Annotated in this window: 22 protein-coding genes and 1 pseudogene; 14 read left to right on the top strand and 9 right to left on the bottom strand. The window is 73.0% G+C overall.

Annotated features, from left to right (window positions below):
- Nucleotides 1-28 precede the first annotated feature (28 nt).
- Nucleotides 29-505: an NUDIX hydrolase gene (locus ACI789_RS09590; RefSeq protein ID WP_456920307.1), complete on the bottom strand. Its 477-nt coding sequence runs from the start codon at nucleotides 503-505 to the stop codon at nucleotides 29-31.
- Between the two features lie 167 nt (nucleotides 506-672).
- Here ACI789_RS09590 and ACI789_RS09595 point away from each other — a divergent pair, with 167 nt between their 5' ends.
- The gene (locus tag ACI789_RS09595; RefSeq protein WP_457008375.1) at nucleotides 673-2,154 is read left to right on the top strand and encodes a CCA tRNA nucleotidyltransferase; all 1,482 of its coding nucleotides are present in this window, start codon (nucleotides 673-675) and stop codon (nucleotides 2,152-2,154) included.
- 90 nt (nucleotides 2,155-2,244) lie between these two features.
- On the top strand, nucleotides 2,245-3,180 hold the full coding sequence (locus ACI789_RS09600) for a hypothetical protein (protein ID WP_457008377.1): 936 nt from the start codon (nucleotides 2,245-2,247) through the stop codon (nucleotides 3,178-3,180).
- A gap of 42 nt (nucleotides 3,181-3,222) precedes the next feature.
- On the opposite strand, the gene ACI789_RS09605 is transcribed toward ACI789_RS09600, so the two are convergent.
- The gene (locus ACI789_RS09605) at nucleotides 3,223-4,476 is read right to left on the bottom strand and encodes an MFS transporter (RefSeq protein WP_457008379.1); all 1,254 of its coding nucleotides are present in this window, start codon (nucleotides 4,474-4,476) and stop codon (nucleotides 3,223-3,225) included.
- 210 nt (nucleotides 4,477-4,686) lie between these two features.
- Here ACI789_RS09605 and ACI789_RS09610 point away from each other — a divergent pair, with 210 nt between their 5' ends.
- On the top strand, nucleotides 4,687-5,259 hold the full coding sequence (locus ACI789_RS09610; protein WP_457008381.1) for a YqgE/AlgH family protein: 573 nt from the start codon (nucleotides 4,687-4,689) through the stop codon (nucleotides 5,257-5,259).
- Between the two features lie 134 nt (nucleotides 5,260-5,393).
- Here ACI789_RS09610 and ACI789_RS09615 read toward each other — a convergent pair whose 3' ends face one another.
- The 3 genes from ACI789_RS09615 to ACI789_RS09625 all read right to left on the bottom strand — a co-directional run bounded on the left by ACI789_RS09615 (nucleotide 5,394) and on the right by ACI789_RS09625 (nucleotide 8,104).
- Nucleotides 5,394-6,155 (bottom strand): hypothetical protein, encoded by a 762-nt coding sequence (locus ACI789_RS09615; protein ID WP_457008383.1) that lies wholly within the window; start codon nucleotides 6,153-6,155, stop codon nucleotides 5,394-5,396.
- Nucleotides 6,156-6,301: 146 nt separating this feature from the next.
- Nucleotides 6,302-7,381 carry an inositol-3-phosphate synthase gene (locus tag ACI789_RS09620; protein ID WP_456920301.1) on the bottom strand — a complete coding sequence of 360 codons (1,080 nt, stop codon included), beginning with the start codon at nucleotides 7,379-7,381 and terminating at the stop codon, nucleotides 6,302-6,304.
- A 93-nt stretch (nucleotides 7,382-7,474) separates the two neighbouring features.
- Complete coding sequence (locus tag ACI789_RS09625) at nucleotides 7,475-8,104, bottom strand: PadR family transcriptional regulator (protein ID WP_457008385.1); 630 nt, start codon at nucleotides 8,102-8,104, stop codon at nucleotides 7,475-7,477.
- 144 nt (nucleotides 8,105-8,248) lie between these two features.
- Here ACI789_RS09625 and ACI789_RS09630 point away from each other — a divergent pair, with 144 nt between their 5' ends.
- From ACI789_RS09630 to ACI789_RS09640, 3 genes are all read left to right on the top strand, one after another.
- The gene (locus ACI789_RS09630; protein WP_457008387.1) at nucleotides 8,249-8,662 is read left to right on the top strand and encodes a DUF5318 family protein; all 414 of its coding nucleotides are present in this window, start codon (nucleotides 8,249-8,251) and stop codon (nucleotides 8,660-8,662) included.
- A 167-nt stretch (nucleotides 8,663-8,829) separates the two neighbouring features.
- Complete coding sequence (locus ACI789_RS09635) at nucleotides 8,830-11,274, top strand: transglycosylase domain-containing protein (RefSeq protein WP_457008389.1); 2,445 nt, start codon at nucleotides 8,830-8,832, stop codon at nucleotides 11,272-11,274.
- A gap of 24 nt (nucleotides 11,275-11,298) precedes the next feature.
- Entirely contained in the window at nucleotides 11,299-12,834 is a 1,536-nt protein-coding gene (locus ACI789_RS09640) for a glycosyltransferase family 87 protein (protein ID WP_457008391.1), read from the top strand.
- A 182-nt stretch (nucleotides 12,835-13,016) separates the two neighbouring features.
- On the opposite strand, the gene ACI789_RS09645 is transcribed toward ACI789_RS09640, so the two are convergent.
- Nucleotides 13,017-13,829: a deoxyribonuclease IV gene (locus ACI789_RS09645; RefSeq protein WP_457008393.1), complete on the bottom strand. Its 813-nt coding sequence runs from the start codon at nucleotides 13,827-13,829 to the stop codon at nucleotides 13,017-13,019.
- Nucleotides 13,830-14,024: 195 nt separating this feature from the next.
- Here ACI789_RS09645 and rpsF point away from each other — a divergent pair, with 195 nt between their 5' ends.
- The 4 genes from rpsF to rplI all read left to right on the top strand — a co-directional run bounded on the left by rpsF (nucleotide 14,025) and on the right by rplI (nucleotide 15,560).
- The gene (rpsF, locus tag ACI789_RS09650; RefSeq protein WP_456920295.1) at nucleotides 14,025-14,312 is read left to right on the top strand and encodes a 30S ribosomal protein S6; all 288 of its coding nucleotides are present in this window, start codon (nucleotides 14,025-14,027) and stop codon (nucleotides 14,310-14,312) included.
- 2 nt (nucleotides 14,313-14,314) lie between these two features.
- A complete protein-coding gene (locus ACI789_RS09655; protein ID WP_457008395.1) occupies nucleotides 14,315-14,794 on the top strand; it encodes a single-stranded DNA-binding protein in 480 nt (159 codons plus the stop codon).
- A gap of 71 nt (nucleotides 14,795-14,865) precedes the next feature.
- On the top strand, nucleotides 14,866-15,102 hold the full coding sequence (gene rpsR, locus ACI789_RS09660) for a 30S ribosomal protein S18 (RefSeq protein ID WP_012951016.1): 237 nt from the start codon (nucleotides 14,866-14,868) through the stop codon (nucleotides 15,100-15,102).
- A 2-nt stretch (nucleotides 15,103-15,104) separates the two neighbouring features.
- A complete protein-coding gene (gene rplI / locus ACI789_RS09665; RefSeq protein WP_457008397.1) occupies nucleotides 15,105-15,560 on the top strand; it encodes a 50S ribosomal protein L9 in 456 nt (151 codons plus the stop codon).
- A 120-nt stretch (nucleotides 15,561-15,680) separates the two neighbouring features.
- On the opposite strand, the gene ACI789_RS09670 is transcribed toward rplI, so the two are convergent.
- Nucleotides 15,681-16,178, bottom strand: a complete 498-nt coding sequence (locus tag ACI789_RS09670) for a MarR family winged helix-turn-helix transcriptional regulator (RefSeq protein ID WP_457008399.1) — start codon at nucleotides 16,176-16,178, stop codon at nucleotides 15,681-15,683.
- 74 nt (nucleotides 16,179-16,252) lie between these two features.
- Between ACI789_RS09670 and ACI789_RS09675 the strand changes: the two genes are divergently transcribed.
- From ACI789_RS09675 to ACI789_RS09690, 4 genes and pseudogenes are all read left to right on the top strand, one after another.
- A complete protein-coding gene (locus ACI789_RS09675; protein WP_457008401.1) occupies nucleotides 16,253-16,684 on the top strand; it encodes a cupin domain-containing protein in 432 nt (143 codons plus the stop codon).
- A 475-nt stretch (nucleotides 16,685-17,159) separates the two neighbouring features.
- Entirely contained in the window at nucleotides 17,160-19,775 is a 2,616-nt protein-coding gene (dnaB, locus tag ACI789_RS09680; RefSeq protein WP_457008403.1) for a replicative DNA helicase, read from the top strand.
- Between the two features lie 116 nt (nucleotides 19,776-19,891).
- Nucleotides 19,892-19,999, top strand: a pseudogene (locus ACI789_RS09685) (DUF7715 family protein); the annotation flags it as partial.
- Complete coding sequence (locus tag ACI789_RS09690) at nucleotides 19,989-20,507, top strand: DUF7715 family protein (RefSeq protein ID WP_457008536.1); 519 nt, start codon at nucleotides 19,989-19,991, stop codon at nucleotides 20,505-20,507. The pseudogene ACI789_RS09685 and the gene ACI789_RS09690, both read left to right, overlap by 11 nt.
- On the opposite strand, the gene ACI789_RS09695 is transcribed toward ACI789_RS09690, so the two are convergent.
- Nucleotides 20,422-21,636, bottom strand: coding sequence for a fatty acid desaturase family protein (locus tag ACI789_RS09695; protein ID WP_457008405.1), 1,215 nt, complete (start codon nucleotides 21,634-21,636; stop codon nucleotides 20,422-20,424). The genes ACI789_RS09690 and ACI789_RS09695 overlap by 86 nt on opposite strands.
- 52 nt (nucleotides 21,637-21,688) lie before the next feature.
- The gene (locus ACI789_RS09700) at nucleotides 21,689-22,786 is read right to left on the bottom strand and encodes a ferredoxin reductase (RefSeq protein WP_457008407.1); all 1,098 of its coding nucleotides are present in this window, start codon (nucleotides 22,784-22,786) and stop codon (nucleotides 21,689-21,691) included.
- Nucleotides 22,787-22,806 lie beyond the last annotated feature (20 nt).

Consider the following 22,806-nt stretch of genomic DNA (forward strand, 5'->3'; position numbering starts at 1 on the left):
GAGCCCGTGCGGGAGGCGTCCCGACCGCTCACGCGCTGTCGGCGAGGAGCGCGGGAGCCCGTTCCACCAGGGCCCGCTCGTCGGCGTAGGCGAGCCGCTCGCTCAGCTCGTCGAGGGGCACCCAGGCGACCTCGGTCACCTCGATGTCGGCGTCGGACAGGGCCCCTCCGACGGCGCGGAGCAGGAAGTGGTGGACGGTCTTGTGCACGCGGCGACCGTCGGCGACGAACCAGAAGTCGATGATCCCCAGCGGGGCGACGACCTCGCCGATGATGCCGGTCTCCTCGGCGACCTCCCGGACGGCGGTGTCCTCCGGGGTCTCGCCTTCCTCGATGTGCCCCTTGGGCAGCGACCAGAGCAGCCGGCCGCGTCGGTCGGTGCGGCCGATGAGGGCGGCCCGCGGCCCCGTGATCGGGTCGTCGGCCACCACCAGGCCCCCGGCGGAGGTCTCGTCGACCCGCCGCAACCGGCGGCCGGGTCGCCCGCGCCCGCCCGTCCCAGCCATGCCTGGAGGGTAGCGCGCGTGTGGCGAGAGCTCCGTGAGCATCGCAGCGGGAACGAGCCCGAACGGCCCCGGCGCAGGGTCCCACCGAGCGCCTGCGGCCGCGGGCCCCCGCGTGGAGAGCGGAGCCGCGCCAGGGCCGGTCCGGCGCGCCACTACCCTGGACCGTCGTGTCCGATCACCCCTCGAGTCCTGGCGACGACGCTGTTCCTCCCGCCGTCCAGCAGACCGTGCGGGAGCTCGTCGACGTCTCCCCCGTCCTGACCCGGCTCGGGGAGCGGTTCACCGAGGCCGGCTTCGAGATCCACCTGGTCGGCGGGTCGGTCCGCGACGCGCTGCTCGCCGCCGGCTCGGGGCAGCCGCGCGTGCCCGGCGACCTGGACCTCACCACCGACGCCCGGCCCGTCGAGGTGCTGCGGCTGCTGCGCGGTTTCGCCAGTTCCACGTGGAACACCGGGATCGCCTTCGGCACCGTCGGCGCCGAGGTGGACGGCGTCCGGCTGGAGATCACCACCTTCCGCGCGGACCGCTACGACCGGGAGTCGCGCAACCCCGAGGTGGCCTGGGGCGACTCCCTCGTCGACGACCTGGCCCGCCGCGACTTCACCGTCAACGCGATGGCCGTCTCGCTCGGCCCCGACCGCACCGTCACCGACCCCTACGGCGGCCTCGGCGACCTGCTCGCCAAGCGGCTGCGCACGCCCGGCGCCGCGGCCGACTCCTTCGCCGACGACCCGCTGCGGATGCTGCGCGCCGTCCGGTTCGTCGCGCAGCTGGAGCTGACGCCGTCCGACGACGTCGTCGACGCGATGACCGCGATGTCGGACCAGCTGGCCCGCATCACCCCGGAGCGGGTGCAGGCGGAGCTGTCCAAGACCCTGCTGCAGGACCGTCCCCGGGCGGCGCTGGAGCTGTTCGTGTCGACCGGGCTGGCCGACGTCGTGCTGCCCGAGCTGCCCGCGCTGCGGATGGAGATCGACGAGCACCACCAGCACAAGGACGTCTACGCCCACTCCCTCACCGTGCTCGACCGGGCGATCGCGCTGGAGCAGGCGGATCCGGACGCGGAGTCGCCGGACCTGGTGCTGCGGTTGGCCGCGCTGCTGCACGACGTCGGCAAGCCGGCCACCCGGCGGCACGAGGCGCGCGGCCGGGTGTCGTTCCACCACCACGAGGTGGTCGGCGCGAAGCTGGTGCGCAAGCGGCTGACCGCGCTGCGCTACCCGAAGGACGTCGTCGAGGCCGTCGCCCGGCTGACCTTCCTGCACCTGCGGTTCCACGGCTACGGCCGCGGCGAGTGGACCGACTCCGCCGTCCGCCGGTACGTCACCGACGCCGGGGACCTGCTGTCGCGGCTGCACAAGCTGGTCCGCTCGGACTGCACGACCCGCAACAAGCGCCGGGCCGCGGCGCTGTCGGCCACGTACGACTCGCTGGAGCAGCGGATCGCCGAGCTGTCGGCAGCGGAGGACCTCGCGCGGGTCCGCCCCGACCTCGACGGCAACGCGATCATGGCGATCCTGGGCATCCCGCCGGGCCGGGAGGTGGGCGAGGCGTGGAAGTTCCTCAAGGACCTGCGGCTGGAGCGCGGCCCGCTGGACCCCGAGGAGGCCGAGGCCGAGCTCCGCGCCTGGTGGGCCGCCCGCTCGTAGCGGAGTGTGAGAGCGCAGGAAACCTCGCTCCTCAGCCTCCGCTGTGGACGGCGCCAGCGCGCGCAGTCCTTGCTCCGCCAGCCTGCGCGGGTGCATCTGCCGCGCATCGAACACCACGGTCAGCAGGTGGCGCCCCGCCGCGTCCTCCGGGCCCAGGGGATCAGCCAGTACCGCCTGCGGACGGCGGTGACCTCCGGGCGCTGGCAGGAGCCACTGCCGGGCGTGTTCGTCAGTCACTCCGGGCCGTTGACGCGGCGCGAGCGTTGGCATGCCGCCCTGCTGTACGCCGGTGACCGCGCCGTCCTGTCTCATCGCAGTGCTCTGCTGGCATGGGGCGCGCGGATCGAGGAACCGCCGTCCGCGCCACGGGTCGCGGGCGTGCGAGGGGACTACGTGGGTCCGCCCGAGGGTGGTGTCGTCGAGGTCACCGCACCCCACGGGCGGCACCTGCGGTCACGCGGATTCGTAGTCGTGCACCAGAGCCGGCGACCTGTCCCGGAGGGTCACGTCGTCGACCGCCTCCCCGTGGCGCCGCCTGCGCGGGCTGCGGTGGACGTCGCCACAACCGCCAGGCGTCGGGCGGACGTCGACCACGTCATCGCCGACGTCCTGCAGCGTGACCTCTGTTCCGTCCACGACCTCGAGGCGGAGGCCGTCCTCCTCGGTCGCCGGCTCAGCCCGTGGCTGCGGCAGGCGATCGCGGACGCGCGCCGCGGGATGCGGTCGGTCGGAGAGGCGGACCTGCGGCGTGCGGTCGTGGCGGCCGGTGTGCCGGAACCGGAGTGGGGCGCGGCGATCGAGACGTCCCAGGGCACGTACTTCGTGGACGCCTACTGGCGCCGGCAGCGCGTCGCGGCGGAGGCCGACGGCGCGGCCTTCCACCTCTCCGCGGCCGACTGGGGTGCCGATCTGCGACGTCAGAACGCCTTGCAGTCGGTGCGGGTCACGCTCCTGCGCTTCCCCGTCCGGCGACTTCGCGCCGAGCCCCTGGCGTGCGGTCTGGAGATCGCCCCACTGGTGGCCTGAGCGGAGTACGAGAGCGCAGGAAACCTCGCTCGTGGCACTCCGCTAGAGCGATGCGGAGGCGAGGAGGGCGGCGAGGGCGTAGAGGACGCCGACCGTGAGCACGACCGCGGACGAGACCCCCGACGCAGGCAGCAGCACCGCCGCGACCAGCAGCGCCACCACGTAGCTGACGTTGACCAGCATGTCGTAGACGGCGAACACCCGGCCGCGGACGTCGTCCTCGACCGTCTCCTGCAGCGTGCTGTCCACGCAGATCTTCACCGCCTGGCCGCCGAATCCCAGCACGAAGCCGACCAGGACCACCGCCGGTGCGGAGAACGCCAGCCCGAGGGCCACCGTCGCCGGCGCGAGCAGGGCCAGCACGAGGGTCACCCAGCCCCGCCGGCCCAGGCGCCGCACCGCCGGCGGGGTCACGACCGCGGCCAGCAGGGTGCCCGCCGCGCCGGCCGCCACCACCACCCCCAGGCCGGCCAGTCCCCCGGGCACGGGACCCCACGGGCCGAGGGTGTTGCGGAACAGCATCAGCGTCATCAGCGTGACCAGCCCGAAGCACAGCCGGTGCACCGTGATGACGGCCAGCGCGGCGGCGGCCGGGCGGATCCCCCACACGTGCCGGGCGCCGGCCAGCATCCCCGTGACCACGTCGCGGAGGGTGAGCCGGGAGCCGCCGTCCGGACCCAGGGCGCCGCGCCCGAGGCCGGCCACCGCCACGGCCGACAGCAGGTAGGGCGCGGCCGCACCGGCCGTCAGCACCGCGTAGGCCCCGTCCCCGGTGCTGCCCAGCGAGAGCAGCGCCACCGCGACCGCCCCACCGACGACCGTCGCCACCGACCCGGCCGTCGTCGACACCGCGTTGGCCGGCACCAGGGACGGCTGGTCGGTGGTGTGCGGCAGCGCCGCGGACAGCGCGGAGAGCACGAACCGGTTGACCGAGAACACCACCAGCCCGGTGAGCAGGAACGGCCCCCCGGCCACCCCGCCCGCCACCAGGGCGGCCAGGACGGCGACCAGGCCGGCCCGCAGGACGCCGCACCACAGCAGCACCTGCCGGCGGCTCCACCGGTCGAGCAGGACGCCGGCGAACGGCCCGACGAGGGAGTAGGGCAGCAGCAGGACGGCGAACCCGGCCGCCACGTCGAGGGGGTCCGCGGCGCGCTGCGGGTTGAACAGGACCGTGCCGGCGAGGGCGGCCTGCAGCACGCCGTCCCCGGCCTGCGAGGCGAGCCGCGTGGCGAGGAGCCGGCGGAAGTCGGCCCGGCCGAGGAGGCGGCGCACGGTCGTCCCCGCCTGCCGCACGCCGTCACCCTACGGTGGCCGCCCGCTCCCTCAGGGTGGACGACGAGCCGAGGTCCAACGTCCCTTCACAGGCGGGCTCCCCTCGTACTCCGTGGGGCGGTCGGGTGGGGCACACTGGACGCGATGACTCCCCCGCCTCCGTCCGAACCCGAATCCGGGCCGCCTGGCCGCCCGGCGACGGGGCGGCGTCGTCCGGAAGCGGTGCCCGCCATGTCGATCGGCAGCCTCGAGGACGTCCGCCCGGGCTCGCTGCTCGTGGCGATGCCGAGCCTCACCGACCCGACGTTCGCCGGCACGGTGGTCTTCGTCCTCGACCACGGCGACACCGGCACGCTGGGCGTGGTCCTGGGCCGGCCGAGCCAGGTCGAGATCCGCGACGTGCTGCCCGGCTGGTGCGACCTGGCCGTCGAGCCGGGCGTGTTCCACGTGGGCGGCCCCTGTGAGACCGACACCGCCCTGTGCCTGGCCGTCTGCCTGACCCCCGGGGACGACTGCGGCCTGCGCCGGGTCGCCGGCGACGTCCACCTGGTCGACCTCGACGCCGACCCCGACGTGCTCGACGGCCAGGTCCGCGGGCTGCGGGTGTTCGCCGGCTACGCCGGCTGGTCGCCGGGCCAGCTGGCCGGGGAGATCGCCGAGGGCGCGTGGGCGTGCGTCCCGGGCCGTCCGGACGACGTGCTCAGCCCGCTGGCCGGTCCGGAGCTGTGGCGCCGGGTGATGGGCCGGCAGACCGGGCGGCTGGCCGTGCTGTCCACCGCGCCCGCCGACCCGTCGGTCAACTGAAGGTCACGATCCGCCCGGCACGGGCAGCGCGATCGAGGCGGATCTGGTAGGAAGAGTCCTGGAAGGGGCGGTCTGGGGAAGAGGCCGCCCCTTCCGCACGTCCGGGGCCGGGTGCCCCTCCGGACGGGGTCCTGCTACAGCCCGACGGCCGCCGCGACCTCCGGGTGCTCGTCGCCGTCGACGGTCTGCGACTCCTCCGGCGGCGCGATCGCCCGGTCCCCGTGGTCGGACAGCGTCACCGTCACGTCGAAGTCCTGCTCGGGCAGCCGGGTGACGAACTGGACCAGCAGGTCGCTGGAGCTGTCCACCGCCACCGACCAGCCCGTCTCCGAGGTGTAGACCGCGGTGAGCTCGCCGTCGACCGAGCGCTCGCCCTGCCAGGAGTAGTCCCCGCCGCGGAAGGCGGCGGCGTCGTCCAGCTCCTCGGCGGCGAGGTTGAGCACCAGCTTGACCAGGACGTCGGTGAGCGGCGACTCCTCGCCGGTCGCCAGCGGCCGGCTCACGTAGGAGGCCTCGGGCAGCCCGGCCCCGGTCAGGTACTCGGCGAGCCCCGGGACGTCCCCGAACCACACCGTGTCGGAGGTGAAGAACAGCGTGCGGGCCGTGTCGGGGCGCCCGCCGCCGTAGGTCGTCACCGCCTGCGCGCGGCCCACCTGACCGGGGAAGTCCACCTCGCCGGTGAGGGTGAGGACGGTGTCCTCCCCGTAGGGGGCGGTCACCACGAAGTCCGCGCCGCCCTGCTCCTCGTTGCGCGCCAGCAGGGCGGCCAGGACGCCGGCCTCCTCGGCGGTGACCGGGTCCCCGGTCGGCCGCTCGGTCTCCTCCGCCGAGCACCCGGCGGCCAGCACGAGCGCCAGCCCCAGGGCCGGGACGAGCGGACGGCGGCGCGGGGGCATGCGGCCCAGCGTAGGCAGGGCCGCAGGTCGCGGCGGTGTTCCACGCGGAACGCGACAGGGGTCCCGGAACGCGGCAGGGCCCGCCCCCGGATGGGGACGGGCCCTGCCAGCGCACTGGAACGGCCTCCCTGCAGGGAGGTCCTTCCTCAGCGCTCGACGTCGCCCCGGATGAACGCCTCGACGGCGTCACGGGCCTCGCTGTCGCTGTACTGCACCGGCGGGCTCTTCATGAAGTAGGAGGACGCCGACAGGATCGGGCCGCCGATGCCGCGGTCCTTGGCGATCTTCGCGGCGCGGACGGCGTCGATGATGATGCCGGCCGAGTTCGGGGAGTCCCAGACCTCGAGCTTGTACTCCAGGTTCAGCGGGACGTCACCGAACGCGCGGCCCTCCAGGCGCACGTAGGCCCACTTGCGGTCCGACAGCCACGGCACGTGGTCCGACGGGCCGATGTGCACGTTCTCCTTGCCCATGTCCCGGTCGACCTGGCTGGTGACGGCCTGGGTCTTGGAGATCTTCTTCGACTCCAGCCGCTCGCGCTCGAGCATGTTCTTGAAGTCCATGTTGCCGCCGACGTTGAGCTGCATGGTGCGGTCGAGCTGCACGCCGCGGTCCTCGAAGAGCTTGGCCAGCACCCGGTGGGTGATGGTGGCGCCGACCTGGCTCTTGATGTCGTCACCGACGATCGGCACACCGGCCGCGGTGAACTTGTCCGCCCACTCCTGGGTGCCGGCGATGAACACCGGGAGGGCGTTGACGAAGGCGACCCCGGCGTCCAGGGCGCACTGGGCGTAGAACTCGGCGGCCTGCTGCGAGCCGACCGGCAGGTAGCAGACCAGCACGTCGGCGCCGGTCTCGCGCAGCACGGAGACGACGTCCACCGGCTGCTCGTCGGACTCCTCGATGGTCTCCCGGTAGTACCGGCCCAGCCCGTCGAGGGTGGTGCCGCGCTGCACCGGGACGCCCAGCGGCGGGACGTCGCAGATCTTGATGGTGTTGTTCTCGCTGGCGACGATGGCCTCGGAGAGGTCGCGGCCGACCTTCTTCGCGTCGACGTCGAACGCGGCGACGAACTCCACGTCGGACACGTGGTACTCGCCGAAGCGCACGTGCATCAGGCCCGGCACCGACGTCGTCTCGTCGGCGTCGCGGTAGTAGTGCACGCCCTGCACCAGCGAGGCGGCGCAGTTGCCGACGCCGACGATGGCGACCTTCACAGAACCCATGGAGCTCTCCTTGTTCGCAGACCGGGGTGCGGTCCTGGACTCTCGGACCGCGGGCGGTCCTTCTCGGGGACGGGGGCCGGGGCCCCCGTCGGGTCATTCGGGGCGAGGGGGGACCGAGTCGTCCGGCGGGACGGCGTCTCCGTCGTCGACGCCGGCTGCTCGGCGCCGCTCGTCGTCGGTGCGCTCCTTGTCGATCAGCTCGGCGAGCCAGCGGACCTCTCTGTCCACCGACTCCAGGCCGTGGCGCTGGAGCTCGAGCGTGTAGCGGTCCAGGCGTTCGCGGGTGCGGCTCAGCGACGAGCGCAAGCCCTCCCGCTGCCGCTCCACCGTGCGGCGGCGGCCCTCGAGGATCCGCAGCCGCACGTCCGCGGCGGTGTGCCGGAAGAACGCCAGGCGGACGCCGAAGAGCCCGCCGTCGTCGTACGCCTCCGGGCCGGACTGGCTGACCAGCTCGTGGAAGCGCTCCTTCCCCTCCGCGGTGATCGTGTAGACGACCTTCCCGCGCCGGCCGGTGAGCGGCGGTGCGTCGGCCGGCAGCAGTGCACGCGGCTCCGGGTCCTCGGTGGTGACGTACCCGGCGGCGTGCAGCCGCTTGAGCGCGGGATACAACGACCCGTAGGAGATGCTGCGCAGCCCCCCGAGCAGTTGGGCGAGCTGTTTGCGCAGCTCGTAGCCGTGCATGGGGTGCTGGTGCAACAGGCCCAGGATGGCGAACTCGAGCACGTCGCCTCCCCTTCGCCCCACGATCCGATGTATCGGGACGATACATCTCCTCGTGATCGGGTCGGCAACCGGAGACGGCGGTCCGATCGCCGGTCAGCACCCGAGGAGGCGTCGGACGTCGTCCCCGGTGCGTACATTGACGCCGTGCCCGGACGTCGATCCGTCGTGGACTACTCGCTGCAGCGGCGAGCCGTCCTCGCCGACGTGTACGCCGGACGCACGGGGCTCTTCGAGGTCTGCGACGCCAGTCCCTACCTCACCCGCGCGGCCAGGTACCACGGTGAGGCGACCGACGTCACCTGCCCCGTGTGCCGCAAGGACCGTCTCACGCTGGTCAGCTACGTCTACGGCGAGCACCTCGGGCCCACGGCGGGTCAGGCCAAGACGCAGGCCGAGCTCGCCCGCATGGATGCTGCGCAGGAGGAGTTCACCGTCTACGCCGTCCAGGTGTGCCGGAGCTGCGGCTGGAACCACCTGGACTGCTCGTACCTCCTGGGCGCCGAGCCGGAGCCGGGGCGCTCGCCCCGCCGCACCCGCCGGCGCGCGGCGACGGAGTAGTCGCCGCGCCGGGGAACAAAGACGCCCCGGTGGACCCTTCCGTCTCACGGGACCGCTGTGGGACGGCGCTGTCGCGGGTCCTCCCCCGATTCCACAGCTGAAGACGACACCCTGGTGCGGGACGCGTGTGTCCCGTGTCCACCAACGAGTCAGAGAGGGGCCCCTTCGTGCCTCCCCACGACGAGACCTCCCCGGTCGGGCCGCCTGGCGGCTCGGACCGCCGACCGCCGCCCGGTCGCACCGGCGGCGGCAGCGGCGGCAACCGGCGTCCGCCGGCCGGCCGCGGAGCCCGGACGACGACGTCGCGCACCGGCGCTCCCGCCGCACGAGGCGCGAAGCCGGCCGGCAGGGGTCCGGCCGCCAACGGCAAGGCAGCCCGGACGAAGAAGCAGAAGCGCCGCCGCCGGCTGAAGGTCCTCGCCGCCGCCTTCGCCGGGATGCTGGTGCTCCTCGGCGTCTTCGTCGGCGTCGTGTACGCCACCACCGAGGTCCCCGACCCGAGCTCGGTGCAGAACGCGCAGACCACCGTCGTGTACTACGCCGACGGCACCACGGAGATGGCCCGGCTGGGCGTGGACGGGGGCAACCGCACCAACGTCCCCCTCGACCGGGTCTCCGAGCCGGCCCGCAACGCGATCCTCGCCGCGGAGAACCGCAGCTTCTACTCCGACCCCGGCATCTCGTTCACCGGCATCGTCCGGGCCGCGTGGAACAACCTCACGGGCGGTTCGACGCAGGGCGGGTCGACGATCACCCAGCAGTACGTCAAGAACGCGTTCCTGACCCAGGAGCAGACGTTCAGCCGCAAGTTCCAGGAGCTCTTCCTCGCCATCAAGTTGGACAACAACTACGACAAGGACGAGATCCTCGAGAACTACCTGAACACCATCTACTTCGGGCGCGGCGCCAACGGCATCGAGGCCGCCGCGAACACCTTCTTCGGCGTCCCCGCCGCCGAGCTCACCCCGCAGCAGGGCGCCGTCCTCGCCGTCCTGGTCCGCAGCCCCAGCAACTACGACCCCGAGGTCAACCCCGAGGCCGCGCAGGACCGCTGGGGCCTGGTGCTCGACGCGATGGTCGAGGAGGGCTGGCTCACCCAGGCCGAGCGGGACGCCTCGGTCTACCCGCAGGTGCTGCCCAAGGGCGGCTCGTCGCTGGGCATCCCGGAGGGTCCCGAGGGCCTGGTCGTGCAGCGCGCCATGGCCGAGCTCGAGGCCAAGGGCTACACCGAGCAGCAGATCCGCGCCGGTGGCCTGCGGATCACCACGACGGTCGACAAGCGCTACCAGGACGCCGCGATCGCCGCCGTCGACACCGTGATGGCCGGTGAGCCCGAGGGGCTGCGCCAGGCGCTGGTCTCGGTCGACCCGCACACCGGCGCGGTGAAGGCCTACTTCGGTGGGCGCAACGGCACCGGCACCGACTACGCGCAGGCCCAGCGGCAGCCCGGCTCGTCGATGAAGCCCTACACGCTGGCCACCGCCCTCGAGCAGGGGATCAGCGTCAACGCCCGCCGCGACGGCAGCTCGCCGCAGAAGTTCCCCGACCGGGACGCGCTGGTGCGCAACTCCGGCGGCGCCTCCTGCGGCGCCTGCACCCTCGTCGAGGCCATGACCCGCTCGCTGAACACCACGTTCTACGGGCTGGCCTACGAGGTCGGCCCGGACAAGGTCCGGGAGACGGCGCTGGCCGCGACCGGGCTGCCCGAGACCTGGCAGGGCGGTGCGCTCAAGGACAAGACCACGCTGGCCAACTCCGACGGGTACACCGGGTCGGCGATCGGCATCGGCGAGTACGAGATGCGCCCGATCGACCAGGCGCACGGCTTCGCCACCTTCGCCAACGGCGGCGTCGAGCACGAGCCGTTCTTCGTCACCCGGGTGACCGATAACCAGGGCACCGTCCTGCTGGACTACAACGGCGACACCGGCGACCAGGCCATCCCGGCCGACATCGCCAACGACGTCACCTACGCGCTCAAGGGCGTGGCGTCCTACTCGCGGCGGGCGCTCGACGGCGGCCGCGAGGTCGCCAGCAAGACCGGTACGCAGGGCCAGGGCGAGGACAACTCCGACGCCTGGATGGTCGGCTACACGCCGTCGATCTCGACCGCGGTGTGGATGGGCAACGACTCCCCCAGCGACCCGATCGTCACCACGGGCGGCCAGATCATCTACGGCTCGGGCCTGCCCGGGGCGATCTGGCAGGAGTTCATGAACACCGTGCTGGACGGGACGCCGGAGGAGGACCTGCCCGACCGGGCGCTCATCAGGGGCGACACCGGCGTCGGTGTGCCCGCGCCCACGACGCAGTCCACCCCGCAGCGGACCTCCTCGGCGCCGACCCGGTCGTCCGAGCCCGCCGAGCCGACGCAGGACGACTCCGAGGACGACTCCCAGGACAGCGGCAACGGGAACGGCAACGGCGACAACGGGAACGGCAACGGCAACGGGGGCGAGGACGCCGACAACGGCGGCGGCAACGACGCCGACAGCGGCAACGACGTCCCGTCCGAGGACGAGACCGGCGACACCGGCGAGGACACCTCCGAGGGCGACGACGCGGACACCGAGAACGGTCAACCCGCCGTCCCGGTGCAACCGGCCGGCTGACCGCCGCGGGGCAGACTGAGCCCCGTGAGCAGCACCCCGACGGGCCCGTCCGATCCGGCAGCACAGCCGGCGGACGGGCCCTCGGCGTCTCCGGGGGTCGTCGACGCCGACCCCGGCCGGCCCGACCGCGTCGTCCCCACCTGGACCGACCCGGTCGCGATCCAGGCCAGCGAGGCCGTCGGGGGCCCGTGGGGCCGCCACGCGGTCACCGGGCGCGCGCTGTTCTGGACGCCGCTGCGCGTCTGCCTGCTGTTCACCACGGCCGTGCTCGCCGTGGCCTGGGTCAAGCAGGCGCCCTGCTCCGACGGCAACTGGGCCGGCTCGGTGCAGTACACCCACTTCTGCTACTCGGACACCGTGCCGCTGTTCGGCCTGCACGGGCTGGACCGGGGTGAGGTGCCCTACCTCGACTCCGCCGTCGAGTACCCGGTCCTCACCGGCGCCTTCATGGCCGTCGCCGCCGGTCTGGGCCGGGTCTACGACGCGCTCGCGGCCGCCGTCGGTGTGCTGCCCGACGTCCCGGCGGTGCAGTCGTACTACGTCGCCACCTGCCTGCTGCTCTCGCTGTGCGCGCTGCTGGTGACCCGCGCCGTCCTCGGCACGTCGGGACGGCGGCCCTGGGACGCGGCCATGGTCGGCCTCTCCCCGCTGCTGTTCGTGCACGCCTTCACCAACTGGGACCTGCTGGCCGTGGCGCTGGCCGCCCTCGGCCTGTGGGCGTGGGCGCGGCGACGGCCGGTGCTGGCCGGGGCGCTGCTGGGCCTGGGCGTCGCGGCCAAGCTCTACCCGGTCGTGCTGCTCGGCGCCCTGTTCCTGCTGTGCCTGCGCGCCGGGCGGCTGCGCACCTGGCTGGGGACCGCCGTCGCGGCGGGCGCCGCCTGGCTGCTGGTCGACGTGCCGGTGGCCGTCCTCGCCCCGGAGAACTGGGCGCGGTTCTTCCGGCTCAACAGCGAGCGGCCGGCCGATCCGGACACGCTGTGGAACATCGCGATCACCGTCACCGGCGGGCGGCTGTTCGGCGGGGTCCCGGCCGAGGGCGAGACGCCGGCGGTGCTCAACGCGGTCGTCGCCCTCGCGCTCGTCGCGCTCGTGGCCGCGGTGGCCTGGCTGACCCTCGCCGCCCCGGTGCGGCCCCGCGTGGCCCAGGTGGCCTTCCTGCTGCTCGCCGGGTTCCTGCTCGTCAACAAGGTGTGGAGCCCGCAGTACTCGCTGTGGCTGCTGCCGCTGGCGGTGCTGGCCCGGCCGCGGTGGCGCTCGTTGTTGCTCTGGCAGGCCACCGAGGCGCTGCTGTGGGTGCCGCGGATGCTCTGGTACCTCGGCACGGACAACCGCGGCGTCGAGGTGGAGTGGTTCTTCCTCGCGGTCACCATCCGGGACGCCGCCGTCGTCGTCCTCATGGCGCTGGTGGTGCGCGACGTCTGGCACCCCGACGGGGACGTCGTCCGGACCGGCTGGCCGGGCGTCGACGACCCGGCCGGCGGCGTGCTCGACCACGCCCCCGACGCGATGACACTGCGACCCTCCGGGCCGCACCGCGGCCAGGTGCCGTCCCCCGGCTGAGCGGAGCCGCTGCCCGTGTCCCGGTCGGGAGGCCTCCGGCCCCCGCGACCGGTCCACGCCGGTCAGGTGCCGTCCCCCGGTTGAGCGGAGCCGCTGCCCGTGTCCCGGTCGGGAGGCCTCCGGCCCCCGCGACCGGTCCACGCCGGCCGGCTGCCGTCCCCCGGCTGAGCCGGGCCTCCCCGTCAGGCCAGGGCCGCCCGGAGCGCCTGGATCTCGGCGGCGTGCTCGGCGGGGTCGCCGGGGGTCTCGAGGACCACCGGGCAGTCGGCGGCGCGGGCGACGTCGGCCAGCAGGCCGAACGGGATCTCGCCGGACGTCAGCGGGGCGTGCCGGTCGCGGCTGGAACCGGCCGGGTCGCGGCTGTTGTTCAGGTGCACCAGGTCGATGCGGCCGGTGATCGCCCGGACGTCGTCCACGGCGGTGGCGAGGTCCCAGCCGGCGGCCCAGGCGTGGCAGGTGTCGAGCACGAAGCCGGCGCCGAACTCACCGACCGCCTCCCACAGCCGGGCGATGGCGTCGAGGTCGCGGGCCATGGCGTTGCCGCCGCCGGCGGTGTTCTCGATGAGCAGCGGAACGGGGAACCCGCCGTCCTCGGCCTGCCGCGCGAAGGTCTTGCGCCAGTTGTCGACGCCGACGGCCGGGTCGTCCTTGGCCAGCACGTGGCCGCCGTGCACCACCATCCCCAGCGCGCCGATCGCCGCGGAGGCCTGCGCGTGCTTGTCCAACAGCTTGCGGCTGGGGATGCGGATGCGGTTGTTCGTCGTCGCCACGTTGAGCACGTACGGCGCGTGGACGACGACCACGACGTCGCTGGCGAGCAGGTCGGCGGCGTCCGGGCGCGGCTTGGGCGCGGTCCACCCCTGCGGGTCGGCGAGGAAGACCTGCACGCCGTCGGCGTCCATCTCCGCGGCCCGGGCCAGCGGGCCGCCGGCGTCGAGCTCGTTGTCCTCGGTGAGGCCGGGGCCGACGTGTACGCCGATCGGGTGAACTGCCACGCGCCGACCTTAGTTCGCCCTGCTGACCGTCCCGGGCCAGTGGACGACGTGACCAACGGCAGACCTGACAGCTGGAGTACCCTGGTCGGAGCGCGTTCCCCCGGTGGCTGTCACCGGACGGGGCGCGCGACGCGTGTACGACCCTCCTGCTGCAGACCGACTGCAGCCGCCAGACCAGAGGAGGTGGGGTTCTCCGTGCGTCACTACGAACTGATGGTCATCCTCGACCCCGATCTCGAGGAGCGCACCATCGCGCCCTCGCTCGACCGGTTCCTGACCGTCGTCACCAACTCCGGTGGCACCGTGAAGACCGAGATCTGGGGCCGCCGCCGGCTGGCCTACGAGATCAAGAAGCAGGTCGAGGGCATCTACGCCGTCATCGACATCCAGGCCGAGCCCGCCGCGGTCGCCGAGCTCGACCGTCAGCTCAACCTGAACGAGTCGGTCCTGCGCACGAAGCTGATGCGGCCCGAGGTCCACTGACCATGGCCGGCGAGACCGTCATCACCGTCATCGGCAACCTGACGTCGGACCCCGAGCTGCGGTTCACGCCGTCCGGCGCCGCGGTCGCCAACTTCACCGTGGCCTCCACGCCGCGGACCTTCGACCGTCAGTCGCAGGAGTGGAAGGACGGCGAGGCGCTCTTCCTGCGCTGCAACGTGTGGCGGCAGGCGGCGGAGAACGTCGCCGAGTCGCTGACCCGCGGCTCGCGGGTGATCGTCTCCGGCCGGCTCAAGCAGCGGTCGTTCGAGACGAAGGAAGGCGAGAAGCGCACCGTCGTCGAGCTCGAGGTCGACGAGGTCGGCCCGTCGCTCCGCTACGCCACCGCGAAGGTCACCAAGGCCTCGCGCGGCGAGGGCGGTGGCGGCTTCGGCGGCGGCGGTGGCGGAGGCTTCGGCGGTGGCGGCGGGTCCAGCGACCCGTGGTCGACCCCGGCCCCGCCGTCGGACGAACCGCCCTTCTGAGAAAGGACCCCGCTGCCCCCTCCGCAGCGGGGCCACTCGTTACCTGAACCTCTCGTATCTGGAGAACCCCGGTGGCCAAGCCCCCCGTTCGCAAGCCCAAGAAGAAGGTCTGCCAGTTCTGCAAGGACAAGGCGACCTACATCGACTACAAGGACACGACCCTGCTGCGGAAGTTCATCTCCGACCGCGGCAAGATCCGTGCCCGCCGCGTGAGTGGTAACTGCAGCCAGCACCAGCGGGACGTCGCCACGGCCGTCAAGAACAGCCGTGAGATGGCCCTGCTGCCCTACACCTCGACGGCGCGCTGACCATGAGCACCCAGAAGCTGATCCTGACGCAGGAGGTCACCGGTCTCGGGTCCTCCGGTGACACGGTGGAGGTCAAGGGCGGGTACGCCCGCAACTACCTCCTGCCCCGCGGCCTGGCGATCGTCGCCACCCGCGGTGCCGAGAAGCAGGTCGAGTCCCTGCGCCGGGCGCGTGCCGTCCGCGAGGTGCGCTCGCTCGAGGAGGCCCAGGCCGTGGCCGGGCGCCTCAAGGGCCTGACCGTCCGCGTGCCGGCCCGCGCCGGTGACGGTGGCCGGCTGTTCGGCCGGGTCACCACGGCCGACGTCGTCAACGCCGTGACCGCCGCCGGTGGCCCCGAGCTCGACCGGCGCCGGGTGGAGCTGCCCAGCAGCATCAAGACCACGGGCCAGCACACCGTCACCGTGCGGGTGCACCCCGAGGTGACCACCCAGCTGGCGATCGAGGTCGTCGCCGGCTGAGCACGGACCCCTGCCACCGCTGCAGGGGCCGCACGACACCGCCCGTGAGGGGCGCCGGACCCCGGTCCGGCGCCCCTCACGGCGTTCCTGGGGCCTCAGCCTCGCGGTCGGTCCCTGGGGTCAGCCGTCGCCCGCGCGCCGGCCCGACTGCCGGGCGAGCTCCTCGGTGGCCGACCGGCGGATCGCCTCCAGGTCGTCGCGGAGCGCGTGCACGCGCTCCGCACCCAGGGCACCGGTGACCCGTTCCTCCAGCTCGGGGACCAGGCTCTGCGCGATGGTCACGACCTCGCGCCCCCGCTCGGTGGGCAGGACCAGCTTCGCCCGCCGGTCGGCCGGGTCGGGGACCCGGGTGACGTACCCGTGCCGCTCCAGGTGGGCGACGAGCTCCGCCATCGCCTGCTTGGTCATCTGCGCCCGCTCGGCGAGCACGCTCACCGTCGTCCCGGCGTCGTCGAGGTACTGGAAGACCGCGCCGTGGGCCGGCCGGACCGCGGCGTGACCGCACTCGGCGAGGTGTGCGAGGACGAGGTCGTTGACCGCCACGAACGCCTCGCGCAGCAGGACGCCCAGGTTGGCCGGGCGGGGCCGACCACCGGTGACGGGGATCCGTGTTGACATCGACAGGCCACCTGTCCACTTTGTTGGACATGCTCCCTGTCGATCCTGTCACACCGGATCCCGTTCGCCTCGGGGTGGACGAGGTCACCGTCCTGGCCACCAGCGCGCAGACCGGCGGCGCCCTGTTCGCCGTCCGCGTCCACATGCCCCCGGGTGGCGGGCCGCCGGTCATGCACCGCCACGACCCGGGGGAGGTCTACCTGGTGCTCAGCGGTGAGGTCACCTTCTACGCCGGCGGCCCAGACGGTGTGGTCCACCGGTCGACCGCGGCGGCGGGCGACGTCGTCCCCCTGGTCGGGGGCACGCCGCACACCGTCCGCAACGAGTCCGCCGGGGACGCCGTCGTGTTCGTCGTCCATGCTCCGGGCGCACCCATGGAGGGCTTCGTGCGTGCCGCAGCGGCGCTCGGCGCCCGGGACGAGGCCGGTGGCGATGCCGTCCTCCGGGTCGCCGCCGAGCACGGCATCGAGCTGCTCGGACCCGTCCCGGCCGGCCTGCAGGGCTGATTCCCGGCCCCGGTGCCGGCGGTCGACGGCCTCGGCCCGCGTGGGGCGAACCGTGTGACCCGTGGGGCTGCTGTGCGGGGGTGGCGACACGCCGGGGGGCGACACCCGGTTTTCACCAGGGTTTTTCCCGTCCACACCCCGTGGGTCGTCCCCGTGCAGGTCAGGTGCGGGATACGCGGGCGAGCTCCCCGCCGTCCCCTGCTGTCTCCACATGTCGACACGTCTGTGTCCACCGACTTGTCCACAAGTTGTGCAGAACGGGGTGCACACCGGTGTTGGACGGGTCCGTCCGCTCTTCCTAACGTCCTCTCCAGCTCCTCCGGACGGCCCGGACTGTCGGTGCCCCGGGGTAGCAATGACCCGAACAGACGTTCGAGTCAGGCGTACGTCGTTTCTGGTGCTTCCCCCACCAGGCCCCGGTCGATCGGCCGGGGTCTGTGCCGGGGTGCGCCGGTGAGTGGATGGAGGAACCCCCGTGGCGGTGGCCGACGACTTCAGCCGACCGGCCCCGACGGCTCCGCAGTACGACCGGCAGCCGCCGCAGGACGTCGCGGCGGAGCAGTCGGTGCTCGGCGGCATGCTGCTGAGCAAGGACGCGATCGCAGACGTCGTCGAGGTGCTGCACGGCAACGACTTCTACCGGCCCGCGCACACCGTCATCTACGACTGCATCCTCGACCTGTACGGGAGGGGTGAGCCGGCCGACGCGATCACCGTCGCCGCCGAGCTCAACCGCACCGACCAGCTGTCGAAGATGGGCGGCGCGGTCTACCTGCACACGCTGATCCAGTCGACGCCGACGGCGGCCAACGCCGGCTACTACGCCGCGATCGTCGCCGAGCAGGCGACGCTGCGGCGGCTGGTCGAGGCCGGCACCCGCGTGGTGCAGCTGGGCTACGGCGCCGCGGGCGGCAAGGGCGACGTCGACGACATCGTCGACCGCGCGCAGCAGGAGATCTACGAGGTCACCGAGAAGCGGATGAGCGAGGACTACTCGCGCCTCGAGGACGTCCTGCAGCCGACGATGGACGAGCTCGACGCCATCGCCTCCCGCGGCGGCACCGCCCGCGGCGTCCCCACCGGCATCCGCGACCTCGACGAGCTCACCAACGGCCTGCAGGCCGGCCAGATGGTCGTCATCGCGGCCCGGCCCGGTGTGGGCAAGGCGCTCGCGCTCGACACGCCCGTCGCGACCCCGACCGGGTGGACGACGATGGGCGAGGTCGCCGTCGGCGATCAGGTGATCGGTTCCGATGGCCGGCCGACGACGGTCGTCGCCGCCACCGAGGTGATGACCGGCCGTCCCTGCTACGAGGTGCACTTCTCCGACGGTTCGGTGATCGTCGCCGACGCCCAGCACCAGTGGCTGACGGAGACCCGGGCCAGCCGGAAGTCGGCCCAGGCCGCTCGGAGCAGCTGCGACCGGACGCGCAGACAGCGCACGTTCGCGCAGGTCCGGACGACGGAGGAGATCGCCCGTACCGTCCGCTGCACGACGAAGGACGCCCGGCTCAACCACTCGGTCACGAACGCCGCTCCGCTGGAGCTGCCGCAGGCCGACCTCCCCCTGCCGCCGTACGCGCTGGGCGTCTGGCTCGGCGACGGGACCTCCCGGGCTGCGCACTTCACCAGCGACGACCCCGAGCTCGCCGCGTACATCGAGGGCGACGGCCTGGTCGTGGCGCCCACGGGCGTCGACCGGCGGTACGCGCTGCGTCTGCCCGCACGACCGGAGGCGGTCCCGAGGCCGTGCCCGATGTGCGGTCAGCTCTTCGTGCCGAAGACCTCCCAGGTGCAGACGTGTGGCAAGACCTGTGGTGGGCGGCTGCGTGCCGCTGGCGGCGTGGGCCGCCAGGCGACCTGCCCAGACTGCGGCGGCCCCTCGTCAGGGATGGCGCGGTGCCAGGCGTGCCGGGACGACCACGGCACCGTGCAGGGCATCCTGCGGTCGCTGGGCGTCTTCAGGGACAAGCACATCCCGATGGCGTACCTGCGCGCTTCTGTGGCCCAGCGGCGGGCCCTGCTCGCCGGGCTGCTCGACACCGACGGCACCGTGGCGCGGAGCGGTGCGGTGCAGTTCGCGGTCACGAACCGGCGGCTCGCCGAGGACGCTCGGGAGCTCATCGCCGGCCTGGGTCACCGGGTGCGGATGACCCGGAAGCGGGTCAAGGGCCGCAGCGAGACGTCCTCCACCTGCTACACGCTCACCTTCAGCACGGACGACGAGGTGTTCCGGCTGGAGCGCAAGAAGTTGCTGCACAAGGAGCGTGGGGCGCGGACGTTCACCGCGCGTGGCGTCCGCTTCATCACCGACGTCCGGCCGGTCGCGAGTGTGCCCGTCCGCTGCATCCAGGTCGACGCCGAGGACCACCTGTTCCTCGCCGGCCGCAGCTTCATCCCCACCCACAACTCCACCCTGGGTCTGGACATCGCGCGCTCGGCCACGGTGAAGCACCACATGCCGGCGGTGATCTTCTCGCTCGAGATGAGCAAGCACGAGATCACCATGCGTCTGCTGTCGGCCGAGGCGAAGGTGCCGCTGCACCACATGCGCGCCGGCACGCTGTCGGACGAGGACTGGTCGAAGCTGGCCCGCCGGATGGGCGAGATCGCCGATGCCCCGCTCTACATCGACGACTCGCCGAACATGACGATGATGGAGATCCGGGCCAAGGCACGGCGGCTCAAGCAGCGCAACGACCTCAAGCTCGTGGTCATCGACTACCTGCAGCTGATGACCTCGGGCAAGAAGGTCGAGAGCCGCCAGCAGGAGGTCTCGGAGTTCTCCCGGGCCTTGAAGCTGCTGGCCAAGGAGCTCGAGGTCCCGGTCATCGCGATGTCGCAGCTCAACCGTGGGTCCGAGCAGCGTCAGGACAAGAAGCCGATGCTGTCCGACCTCCGCGAGTCCGGCTCGATCGAGCAGGACGCCGACATGGTGATGATGATCCACCGCGAGGACATGTACGAGAAGGAGAGCCCGCGCGCGGGCGAGGCCGACATCATGCTGGTCAAGCACCGCAACGGCCCCACCGCGAACGTCACCGTCGCCTTCCAGGGCCACTACAGCCGCTTCGTGGACATGGCGAACTGACGCCGACCCCCAGCACCCCGAGAGGCCCGGAGCACCCTGCTCCGGGCCTCTCGCGCTGTCCCACAGCCCTCCCGGACGGCGCCGGGGTTGTCGCTCCCGACTGCGAGGGTGACGCCGTGAAGCTGCTGACCGCGACGTCCCGGGGCCAGGGCGGCCACCCGGGCGACTTCTGCCACGCCGTCGAGGGCGAGCTCGTCCTCGTGGGCGACGCGTGTGCCGCCGACCGCGCCGATCGGCGACGGTGGCTGCGGGTGTGGGCGGTCCTTCTCCGGCATGAACTCGCACCGCGCGACGACCACGGCCGTGGTGCGGGAGGTGGACCTGTCCTACGAGGACCTGCGGCTGGCCGTGGCGGGGTTCTTCATCGACGGCGGGTGCACGCCCGACCTGCTGGGGCGAGGAGGACTTCGCCGACCTCGTCGACCAGGTCGTCGAGGAGACGGTGAGCTTCGGGGAGCCCTGGCCCGTGGGCACCGTCGTGGGCCGGCGACTGGACTGGGTGAGCCGACGATCGCGTCCGGCAGGGGCGGAGGACCACGCCGGGCCCGGCGACGCGTGACCCGCCGCCGGCGCGGCCGGAGACGCCGGAGGGCGGGGTCGGCAGCCGCTGCTGCCTCCCCCGCCCTCCGCGGAGCCGGGTCGCCGGTCAGGCGGCCGCCGCGGGCGCCTGCATCTCGGCCAGCAGGCGACGGCGGACCTTCGGCCCGCCGGTGCTCGCCTTGTAGAGCTTGACCAGCTGGGTCGGCAGGTTCCGCCACGTCGTCTGGTCCAGCCAGCCGTTCGGCAGCGACAGCCGGATGATCTTGTGCCAGGCCGACGCGACCTGCTTCGGCAGGGGCGCCGCGTGGTAGTTGAGCCCGTAGCGGTCGAACAGGTCCTTCACCTTGGGGGCGATCTCGGCGTACCGGTTGCTGGGCAGGTCCGGGAACAGGTGGTGCTCGATCTGGTGCGACAGGTTCCCGGTCATCAGGTGCATCGCCTTGGACCCGGAGATGTTGGCCGAGCCGAGCATCTGCCGCAGGTACCACTCGCCGCGCGTCTCGCCGTCGATCGACTTCTTCTCGAAGGTCTCCACGCCCTCGGGGAAGTGCCCGCAGAGGATGACCGAGTTCGACCAGAGGTTGCGCACCAGGTTGGCCACGAAGTTGGCCGTCAGGGTCGCCAGGAAGTTGGGCCCGGACAGCAGCGGGTGCACGAGGTAGTCCTTGCGTGCCTGCCGGCCGATCTTGCGCAGCACGGCCTTGGCGTTGGCGCGGAAGGCCGGGTCGGCCCGCCGCTCCTTGGTGGCCAGGTTCTTGCCCAGCTCCAGGTCGTAGGCGGCGATCCCGTACTCGAAGAAGCACGCGTTGACGAAGCTCCACAGCGGCTGCCCGAGGTACATCGGCAGCCACTTCTGGTCCTCGTCGACCCGCATGATGCCGTAGCCGAGGTCGTTGTCCTTGCCGATCACGTTCGTGTAGGTGTGGTGCAGCTCGTTGTGCGAGTGCTTCCACTGGTCGGCCGGGCTGGCCATGTCCCACTCCCACGTCGTGGAGTGGATCTTCGGGTCGCGCATCCAGTCCCACTGGCCGTGCAGGATGTTGTGCCCGATCTCCATGTTGTCGAGGATCTTGGCCACCGAGAGGCCGATCGTCCCCAGGATCCAGGCCGGCGGGAACCCCGAGGCCAGCAGCACGGCGCGGCTGCCCAGCTCGAGCTTGCGGTGGACGTCGATGACCTTGCGGATGTACGCCGCGTCGGCCTCGCCCCGGCTGTCGATGACCTCCTGGCGGATCTCGTCGAGCTCCTTGCCGATCAGCTCGATGTCGCCGGGGGTCAGGTGGGCGATGGGGTTGACGGGCTTCTTCTGCAGCACGGTCACGCGGGGTCCTCCGGAGGTCGCGGTCTGGGTCGCGGTCGGGTTCGCGGTCGGGTCAGTGGTCGATGGAGCAGGCGCCGGCGGCGGCGCTGATGCAGGTCTGGACGAGAACGCCGTCCCCGGGGGCGGCCGTGGTGACCTCGCCGGTGCGCAGGTCCCGGACGGCGCCCTCGCGCAGGGGCAGCACGCAGCCGTAGCAGATGCCCATGCGGCAGCCGCTGGGCACGAGGACGCCGGCCTCCTCGGCGGCGTCCAGGATCGGGGTCGCGCCGTCGGCCTCCAGGGTCGTGCCGGCCTTGGTGAAGGAGACCGTGCCGCCCTCGCCGGCGACGACGACCGCCGGCCGGAAGCGCTCGGTGAACAGCAGGTCGGCGCGGCCGGCCGCGGTCCAGTGCTCCTCCAGCGCCTCGAGCATCCCCACCGGGCCGCAGGCCCAGGTCGCCCGCTCGGCCAGGTCGGGGACGAGCGCCTCGATCCCGGCGGCGTCGAGCAGGCCCTCGGTGTCGGTGTGCCGCTCCACCAGCCGCAGCCTGCCGGTGGCGGCCAGGGCGCGCAGCTCGGGACCGAAGACGACGTCGTCCGGCGTCGGCGCGGAGTGCACGAGGACGACGTCGGTGAGGTCCGGGCGGTTGCGCAGGATGCCCATGACCGGCGTGATGCCGGAGCCGGCGGTGACGAACAGGACCTTGCCCTGCTCCTGCGGGACGACGAACTCGCCGGCCGCCTGGTCAAGGTGGACGAGCGTGCCCGGCCGGGTGCGGTGCACGAGGTGGTTGCTGACCCGGCCGTCGGGGATCGCCTTGACGGTGATGCTGATGCAGCCGTCGGCGCGGTCCAGGCCCGAGGTGAGCGAGTAGGCCCGCCACTGGCGGACGCCGTCGACGTCGACGCCGAGCCGCACCCACTGGCCGGGGACGTGACCGCGCCAGTCCGCGCCCGGGCGGATGACCAGGGTGGCCGCGTCGCGCGTCTCGCGCTGCACCGCCTCGATGCGTCCGCGCAGGTCGGCGCCCGCCCGCAGGGGGTTGACCATGTCGAGGTAGTCGTCGGGCAGCAGCGGCGTCGTCACCAGCTCGGCGAGACGCAGGGCGCGGGCACGCAGGGCGGCCAGGGCCGGCCGGGCCGGGGCAGGGCGCGGGACGGTCGCGGTCATGCAATCGATCGTTCCCAGCG

It is taken from the genome of Geodermatophilus sp. SYSU D00965, assembly GCF_054050075.1.

What these genes read in the sequence shown, in the direction of transcription:
- ACI789_RS09590 (WP_456920307.1), bottom strand. Translation starts at nt 505, where the DNA reads ATGGCTGGGACGGGCGGGCGCGGGCGACCCGGCCGCCGGTTGCGGCGG.
- ACI789_RS09610 (WP_457008381.1), top strand. Translation starts at nt 4,687, where the DNA reads ATGTCGATCGGCAGCCTCGAGGACGTCCGCCCGGGCTCGCTGCTCGTG.
- ACI789_RS09615 (WP_457008383.1), bottom strand. Translation starts at nt 6,155, where the DNA reads ATGCCCCCGCGCCGCCGTCCGCTCGTCCCGGCCCTGGGGCTGGCGCTC.
- ACI789_RS09620 (WP_456920301.1), bottom strand. Translation starts at nt 7,381, where the DNA reads ATGGGTTCTGTGAAGGTCGCCATCGTCGGCGTCGGCAACTGCGCCGCC.
- ACI789_RS09655 (WP_457008395.1), top strand. Translation starts at nt 14,315, where the DNA reads ATGGCCGGCGAGACCGTCATCACCGTCATCGGCAACCTGACGTCGGAC.
- rplI (WP_457008397.1), top strand. Translation starts at nt 15,105, where the DNA reads ATGAGCACCCAGAAGCTGATCCTGACGCAGGAGGTCACCGGTCTCGGG.
- ACI789_RS09670 (WP_457008399.1), bottom strand. Translation starts at nt 16,178, where the DNA reads ATGTCAACACGGATCCCCGTCACCGGTGGTCGGCCCCGCCCGGCCAAC.
- ACI789_RS09700 (WP_457008407.1), bottom strand. Translation starts at nt 22,786, where the DNA reads ATGACCGCGACCGTCCCGCGCCCTGCCCCGGCCCGGCCGGCCCTGGCC.